Here is a 6,007-nt window from a genome sequence, read left to right as displayed (position 1 = left end):
GAAGCCTGATTCGGTTTCCAAGTTCGGAACGAATAAAGCCCTTTGCTTTTGCCAGGCCCTTGAGCGTTTCTTCCCGTTTCTTTTCATCGCCTAAAACGGAAATATACACTTTAGCAATTTGCAAATCACCTGAGACCCTGACATCAGTGACTGTTAAAAATCCGATCCGCGGATCTTTCAGCTTTCTGCCGATAATGTCACCAAGTTCTTTTTTCATCTGCTCACCCACACGGGTAGCTCTCATCGTCATGACCATACCACCTCTACGTTAAAACCACTCTGTTCTCGTGATCGTCCGTTCAATTTCCGGAAAAGAGTCGATAAAGCTTAAAACCCGTTGCAGCTCTTTTTCCGTTTGCACGCGAGAGGAAGAAACGGCGGCGATACCAAAGCTTGTGCGCTGCCAAGTGTCCTGGTAGTCAATTTCTGAAACAGAAACGTTGAACTTTGCGCGGATTCTTGTGATCACCCGCTTCAGCACCGCCCGTTTTTCCTTGAGTGATGATGCATCGTAAATGATGCATTCGCATTCAACGAAACCGATCACTTTCTTTCAATTTCTTGCATGACATACGCTTCGATCATATCGCCTTCGCGAATGTCGTTGTATTTCTTAATGGTGATACCACATTCATATCCTTGTGAAACTTCTTTCACATCATCTTTAAAGCGTTTCAGCACATCGACTTCCCCTTCATAGATGACGACGCCGTCGCGGATTAAGCGGATTCCGCTGTCACGTGTGATCGTACCTTCCGTTACATAGCCTCCGGCAATCGTTCCGATTTTAGAGACTTTGAATGTTTGACGGACTTCAACCATGCCGATCACTTTTTCTTCATACTCAGGATCAAGCATGCCTTTCATGGCTGCTTCGATCTCATCGATGACTTTATAAATGATGCGGTGAAGGCGGATATCCACATTTTCGGCTTCGGCGGTACTCTTAGCATTTCCGTCAGGTCTGACATTAAACCCGATCACGATTGCATTTGAAGCAGAAGCTAAAATAATGTCTGATTCGGTAATCGCACCTACGCCTGTGTGGATGATTTTGACTCTGACGCCTTCGACTTCTATTTTTTGCAGTGCTGCAACGAGAGCTTCAGCAGAGCCTTGAACATCAGCTTTGACAACGAGATTAATGTCTTTGACATCGCCTTGTTTAATCTGTTCAAACAAGTCATCAAGGCTGAGCTTCGCTTTATCGCTGCGCTGTTCTTCAAGCTGTTTGGTAGCGCGGGCTTCGCCGACTGAACGGGCTGTTTTTTCGTCTTTGAACACAAGGAACTGATCCCCTGCGTTCGGAACTTCGTTCAATCCGGTGATTTCAACAGGTGTTGACGGCCCCGCCGATTTAACGCGTCTGCCGACATCATTGACCATCGCGCGAACGCGTCCAAATGTGTTCCCGACGACAATCGGATCTCCGACGTGAAGCGTTCCGTTTTGAACGAGCAGTGTTGCGACAGAACCTTTTCCTTTATCAAGCTCGGCTTCGATGACCGTTCCTTTTGCTCTGCGGTTCGGATTCGCTTTGAGCTCCTCGACCTCGCTGACGAGCAGGATCATTTCGATCAGCTCATCGATTCCCTCTCCTGACAGTGCTGAAAGAGGAACGAAAATCGTCTCGCCTCCCCATGCTTCAGGAACAAGACCGTGCTCTGTCAGCTCCTGCATCACCCGGTCAGGGTTTGCCGTCGGTTTGTCGATTTTGTTGACAGCGACGATGATCGGCACTTCAGCCGCTTTCGCATGGTTGATCGCTTCGACCGTCTGCGGCATGACCCCGTCATCTGCAGCTACGACGAGAATCGTAATATCCGTAACTTCCGCACCGCGTGCGCGCATCGTTGTGAATGCGGCGTGGCCCGGAGTGTCAAGGAAGGTGATCTTTTTGCCGTTTTCCTCGATCTGATAAGCGCCAATATGCTGTGTGATGCCTCCGGCTTCGCCTTCGACGACCTTCGTTTTTCTGATGCTGTCAAGAAGCGTTGTTTTTCCGTGGTCGACGTGGCCCATGATTGTTACGACAGGAGGACGGATTTCAAGGTCTTCTTCTTGATCCGGCTCTTCGTATTTTTCGAGCTCGGTTTCTTCAAGGACGATCACTTCTTCGACGTCGACGCCGTATTCTGAAGCGATCAGCTCAACGGTATCTTTGTCAAGATCTTGGTTGATCGTTGCCATAGTGCCGAGAAGCATTAATTTTTTAATGATTTCTGACGGTTCTTTTCCGAGCTCTTCGGCAAGCTGCCCGACCGACATTGAGTTGGTAAATTCGATTTTTTCAGGCAGTTCTTTTTTCGGCTTGAACTGCTTCTCCTGCGGAGATTGATGATTTTTACCGCGCTTGTTCTTTTTGTTATTGTTGTTGTTGTTTTTCTTTTTGTTTTTATTGTTAAATTGAGTATTCTGCACGTTATTCTTCTTTCCGTCTCGATTTTTGTTTGGCTTACTTCCGGCATTCTGTTTTGCGGCTTCTTGCTGCGGCTTTTGTCCGCCTGTACCGGCATCCTTTTTATTTCCCGCAGGTTTAGCGCTCTTCTTGAATTTTTGATCGAGCTGTTTGATCGCATTTTCTTCGATCATCGCCATATGGTTATTGACTTCGATATTCATATCTTTCAATGCCGCGATAATATCCTTACTTGAAACATTTATGGCTTTTGCATATTCATAAACTCTCATTTTAGCCATTCGTTCACCCCCAAAAAAATTAATCGAGCTTTCGGAGCAACGTATTCGCAAAACCTTGATCAGTGACAGCAACAACCACACGGGATTCTTTGCCGATTGAACGGCCCAAAAGCATACGATCTCCGACTTTTTTCACCGGTACATCGTAGTGCCTGCATTTGTCGGTTACTTTTTTCTCCGTGTTAGCCGATGCGTCGTCTGCAAGCAAAACAAGCTTTGCGCGCGAATGCCTGATTTCTTTCACAACCAGGTCTTCTCCGGACACGACCTTTCGAGCTCGATTCGCCAGACCCAGCAAGGAAAACCATTCTGATTCCGACATTTATCTAATTCTCCTTTTCCGCCAGTTCCAGCAGTTCATCAAAAATCTGATCATCAATCTGTGCTTGAAGCTGATTTGCTAAGCTGTTTTTCTTTTTTGCAGTTAAAATGACGTCTTTATCAAGAGTAAGGTAGGCTCCCCGGCCGTTTTTCTTGCCGGTCGGGTCTACGGAAACTTCCCCTTCTTTCGAACGGACGACGCGGATGAGCTCCTTTTTAGGCTTCATTTCCCCTGTTACGACGCATTTTCTAAGCGGGATCTTCTTTCGGCTTTTCACCAAAGGTCACCTCTTATTCATCCGATTCTGGAGTTTCGCTTTCAAAGAAAAGCTCTTCCGGCTCCTCTTCTTCAAGCTCCCTTGGATAAATTCCAAGCTCTCTTGCATCTGTTTCGCTTTTAATATCGATCTTCCAGCTTGTCAGCTTGGCTGCCAGGCGGGCGTTTTGACCTCTTTTTCCGATGGCGAGCGACAGCTGGTAGTCAGGAACGACAACCGTTGTCGCCTTATCCTCTTCATTGACGATGACGTCGAGCACTTTTGAAGGGCTCAGCGCATTAGCGACGAATTCAACCGGGTCGTTTGACCAATGAACAATATCAATTTTCTCGCCTTTCAATTCATTGACGATCGCCTGAACGCGCTGACCCTTCGGTCCGACGCAGGCGCCGACGGGATCGATGTCGGGATTATCCGTGCGCACGGAAATCTTCGAGCGGTCTCCCGCTTCTCTCGCCACGGATTTGAGCTCGACCGTTCCATCGTAAATTTCCGGGACTTCGATTTCAAAGAGACGTTTTAATAAACCTGGATGAGTTCTTGAAACGTAAATCTGCGGACCCTTCGTCGTTTTTTCGACTTTTGTAATGAACACTTTGATCCGGTCATGGGGCTTGTAGACTTCATTCGGCATCTGTTCTGAAACCGGCAGAAGGGCCTCGATTTTTCCTAAAGAGACATAGATGAACTTATTGTCGATCCGCTGAACGATGCCTGTCATGATATCTTCTTCGCGATCGATGAATTCAGAATAGATGACGCCGCGCTCCGCTTCGCGGACGCGCTGAGTCACGACCTGCTTTGCCGTCTGTGCAGCGATGCGGCCGAAATCCTTCGGCGTCACTTCGATTTCCACGACATCTCCGACAATGTAGTTCGGATTGATGTTTACGGCATCTTCAATCGAGATTTCAAGGCGCGGATCATACACTTCATCCACGACATCTTTGCGGGCGAAAACGCGGATTGAACCGGTGTCGCGATTTAAATCTACCCTGACGTTCTGCGCCTGGTTGAAGTTCCGCTTATAAGCGGAAATGAGCGCTGCTTCAATTGCTTCAATAATAATGTCCTTACTGATTCCCTTTTCTTTTTCAAGAACAGTCAGGGCATCTAACAACTCACTACTCATGTTTATGGTTTCCCCCTTAAACAGTCAAAAATTAATTGAACGAAACAGCCAGCCTTGCTTTGGCTACTTTATCATATGGAATATTGATCGTTTTCCGGCGCGTTTTGATCATCACCGCGACTTCCACGTTTTCACCGTCAAATGCGGAAAGTTCGCCTTCAAACTCTTTATTGCCTTCAATAGGTTCGTACGTTTTAATATATACGTTTTTTCCGAGCGCTTTCATGAAATCGGCTTCTTTCTTTAAAGGCCTCTCAGCTCCAGGTGACGATACTTCAAGAAAATAGTTTTGCTTGATCGGGTCAGCCTCGTCGAGCTTTTCACTAAGAGCTTCGCTAACCTTGGCACATTCCTCGATGTCCACGCCGTCATCTGAATCAATAAACACGCGAAGAAACCAGCTCGGACCTTCCTTGACAAATTCGATGTCAACGAGTTCAAGCTGAAGATTGTCTAGTATAGGCTGGACCATTTCGCTGACGGTATCGATCACTTTGTTACTCATACTTTTCCTCCTTGTGCAGGCTCCCATTCATCAGCTCCCTCGTAAAAACCCTGCTTCAAAAGCAGGGGATTTAGAAAAAACGATGAACATGTCGAGACAAAATTGCCTGTTCAATACAAAAGAGCGGGTTTCCCCACTCTTCGCCTCGGCTATCGTTAGCATTTCCAATAAAACTATACCATAACCATATTTTTATTGCAAATCATGACAGCGTTTAGTATGACGCATTTCGGAAGCGGATGATTTTTCATTCATCCGTTTCGCATGTTCTGAAATGACAGAAGCGGCAGAGCTCGGATAAACGATCCGAAAACCGTCATAATCCGGATAAAGGGTCCCGTCATCCTGAATACCGGTCAAAATCCAAAATTGGCTGCCCGCTCCGCCCTGCTTTTCTATGAGTTCAAGCCATGTTCTGTAGACGTCGTCCCTTCTGGACTTATCCTGATAGCCGTACTCTTCTAAAACGACCGGCTTGCCGATTTCTTTTCCATCGCAAATATGGTCTGTGATCCACTGATTTCCCCATTCGGCCGTTTTGCCCCAATGATCCGGATAGAGGTGATATGTGCCGTAATCAATATGCTTAAGAGCAGTCAGCCTTTTCCAATCCACACCTTCTCCGCCGCTGTAATGCCAATCAGGGTGCCCTTCTATATGATAAAATCCTTCATCTCCAACTGCTACAAGATGGTTCTGATCAATGGATTTAATAAATTCGCTCATCTCATCCGCCCATTCGACAAGTGTATTTCCGGTTCTGTCAGACTGGACCCTTGGTTCATTGGCAAGCTCCCACGCCATAATCGCGGGATCATCTTTATATTTGATGCCATTATATGTGTTGACTCGGTTCAGCATATAGGATACATAATTTTTATACGCCTCTTTAATGTCCGGATGAGTATAAAAGGCGTCATGTCCATCCGCCTGAAACCACCTGACATATTGATTCATTCCGCCGAAATCATCCCAGTTGTTCACAAAAGGGATGACTAGTTTTATCCCTGTCTGTCCCGCTTTATAAATGGCATAGTCAAGCTTTGAAAAACCTGATTCATCATATATGCC

At 46.5% G+C, this 6,007-nt stretch carries 8 protein-coding genes; all 8 read right to left on the bottom strand.

The annotated features are described in order from the left end of the window. On the bottom strand, positions 1-250 hold a 250-nt coding region (gene rbfA, locus C1T29_RS10765), incomplete at its 3' end, for a 30S ribosome-binding factor RbfA (RefSeq protein WP_208945690.1). Between the two features lie 18 nt (positions 251-268). Next, entirely contained in the window at positions 269-547 is a 279-nt protein-coding gene (locus C1T29_RS10760; RefSeq protein WP_020451433.1) for a DUF503 domain-containing protein, read from the bottom strand. After that, positions 544-2,700: a translation initiation factor IF-2 gene (gene infB, locus C1T29_RS10755; protein WP_020451432.1), complete on the bottom strand. Its 2,157-nt coding sequence runs from the start codon at positions 2,698-2,700 to the stop codon at positions 544-546. The genes C1T29_RS10760 and infB overlap by 4 nt, the downstream gene beginning before the upstream one ends. A 19-nt stretch (positions 2,701-2,719) precedes the next feature. Next, complete coding sequence (locus tag C1T29_RS10750; RefSeq protein ID WP_020451431.1) at positions 2,720-3,022, bottom strand: YlxQ family RNA-binding protein; 303 nt, start codon at positions 3,020-3,022, stop codon at positions 2,720-2,722. Positions 3,023-3,026: 4 nt separating this feature from the next. Continuing rightward, on the bottom strand, positions 3,027-3,299 hold the full coding sequence (gene rnpM / locus C1T29_RS10745; RefSeq protein ID WP_020451430.1) for an RNase P modulator RnpM: 273 nt from the start codon (positions 3,297-3,299) through the stop codon (positions 3,027-3,029). Positions 3,300-3,312: 13 nt separating this feature from the next. Next, entirely contained in the window at positions 3,313-4,431 is a 1,119-nt protein-coding gene (gene nusA, locus C1T29_RS10740; RefSeq protein WP_020451429.1) for a transcription termination factor NusA, read from the bottom strand. Between the two features lie 31 nt (positions 4,432-4,462). Further along, positions 4,463-4,936: a ribosome maturation factor RimP gene (gene rimP, locus C1T29_RS10735; RefSeq protein WP_023857195.1), complete on the bottom strand. Its 474-nt coding sequence runs from the start codon at positions 4,934-4,936 to the stop codon at positions 4,463-4,465. Positions 4,937-5,128: 192 nt separating this feature from the next. Then, a partial coding sequence (locus C1T29_RS10730; RefSeq protein ID WP_208945689.1) for a glycoside hydrolase 5 family protein occupies positions 5,129-6,007 on the bottom strand: 879 nt, incomplete at its 5' end.

The sequence above is a fragment of the Bacillus sp. MBGLi79 genome (genome assembly GCF_002953915.1).
The sequence above is the reverse complement of the archived record's forward strand: the minus strand, read 5'-3'. Positions and strand labels throughout refer to the sequence as shown.